At 63.4% G+C, this 1,703-nt stretch carries 3 protein-coding genes; all 3 read right to left on the bottom strand.

Translation table 11 applies throughout. The annotated features are described in order from the left end of the window. Positions 1 to 337: 4Fe-4S binding protein (locus RR842_RS13715; protein WP_332730149.1), on the bottom strand; the 337-nt coding region annotated here is incomplete at its 3' end. Next, positions 334 to 957 (bottom strand): 4Fe-4S dicluster domain-containing protein, encoded by a 624-nt coding sequence (locus RR842_RS13710; protein ID WP_332518116.1) that lies wholly within the window; start codon positions 955 to 957, stop codon positions 334 to 336. The genes RR842_RS13715 and RR842_RS13710, both read right to left, overlap by 4 nt. A gap of 14 nt (positions 958 to 971) precedes the next feature. After that, the coding region (locus RR842_RS13705) for a molecular chaperone TorD family protein (protein WP_332730148.1) at positions 972 to 1,703 on the bottom strand (732 nt) is incomplete at its 5' end.

The raw sequence follows: 1,703 nt of genomic DNA, 5'->3' as shown, positions 1-1,703 counted from the left end.
CGCCTTCGCCGCAGTTGTTCTCGACCTTGACCTTCGGGTTGCGCCGAAAGAACCCGCGGATTCGGGGGGCCGGGCAACCCCACGCGCACCAGGCGCGTCCGAACAGCAGCGCGAAACCCGTCACGACAGCAAGCGAGATCAACGTAACCGGTACGAAGGCCTTGCTCGCCAGCAGCGCCTCGATGCCGCCAAGCGGGCACAGCAGGAAGAACTGCCCGATGCCGAACGCCGAGGGAGTGCCGATCCCGGTGTCGAAGGCCAGCGACGCGATGACGGCGGCGAACACCAAGGCCAGCGTTACGACGCGTGCTTTCGTTATGCGATCGCCCTGCTTCATCGTGCGTCCTTTTCCTTTTGCAGCGTTTTCTCGGTTACCACTTCGATGCCGCGCGCTTTGCCTCCGCTGAACGAAGTGAACACGTTGGCGGGGCATATCTTCACGCATTCGCCGCAGCCGTTGCACTTTGCCTCGTCTACCACCGGGCGCCTCCCCGCGTCGAAGGAGAGCGCCTCGTAGGGACAGGCATCCACACAGATGCCGCAGCTGTCGGTTTCCAGAAACGCCAGACAGCGGTCTTCGTGCAGGATGGCCGCACCGATGCGCCCCTGGTCGGGTGCCCAGGGGTCAACCAAGCCGATGGCGGCGGTGGGGCACACCTGTCGACACAGGTCGCAGAACGTGCAGCTGTCGTTGGCGAAGGTGAGCCGCGGCGTGCGGGCTTGCAGCAGACCCCCCTCGATACCCACTGGCTCCAGCACATCGGTGGGGCATACGCTGATGCACCGCTCGCACTTGATGCAACGGGCCATGAACGCATCTTCGGGGAGCGATCCGGGCGGGCGCAGCATGTCGGCTTCGGTTACGAGAGGGCGTATGCCCGCGCCGACGGCAATGCTTGCAAGGAGCGCCGCTCCTCCGATGACGAATGTTCGGCGCGTTGGGTTGTTCGCTGGCACGGCAAAGCCTCCGTCTACGCTGCGGCGCTGGTGTCGTCGAGCTGGGCCACGACGGCGCGAAGCAGGTCGCGCCCCTGTTCGAGCGTGCCTTGGGCCACCAACAGCATGCCCGGATAGAACGCGAGCTTCGCGTAGTCCTGCGCCGCGTCGTGCAGGGCGGGGATCCAGTTCAGCAGATGCTGTTCGATGAATTCCAGCTGGCGCACAGCGTTGCGGCGAAGCTCTGTTTTGTCCTTGGCTTGCGCACACGTACTTGCGCGCTCGTTGAGGTTTACGAGGTATTCCAGTTCGAAGGCCAGGTGGTCTTCCGGCTCGTGCAGGTCGGGATTCACCTGGAATCCGTCTTCGAGGAAACGGGCCACCACGTCGTCGCGGGCATCGCCCATCATGAGGTGCTCCTCGCCGGCGAACACCGATTCGTAGGGAACGGCCGTCTGGCTCTCTTTGGTGAACATGCCTGCTGCCAGAAAAATGCGGGCGTATTCGCAGGCCAGCTGTGTACGCCGGTCGGTTGTGGAGAATGCGAAGTAGCGGCGTACCAGGCGGTAGCCCTCGTCCAGGTGGGCATTGCCGGTGTCGTCGGGGTAGTCGGCGGCAAAGAGCTCGTCGATGGCCTCGGCATTCAACTCCTTGAAGAATACCTGCGACAAAAACCGGTAGGTGTCGGCGCTTTCGCTGAAGAACTCCAAAAGTTCCTGATGGGTCATCATGGTGCTGGTCCCCTTTCGTTGTTCGCGTTCGGCGCA

The organism is Gordonibacter sp. (genome assembly GCF_036667095.1).
Lineage (GTDB): Bacteria > Actinomycetota > Coriobacteriia > Coriobacteriales > Eggerthellaceae > Gordonibacter.
The sequence above is the reverse complement of the archived record's forward strand: the minus strand, read 5'-3'. Positions and strand labels throughout refer to the sequence as shown.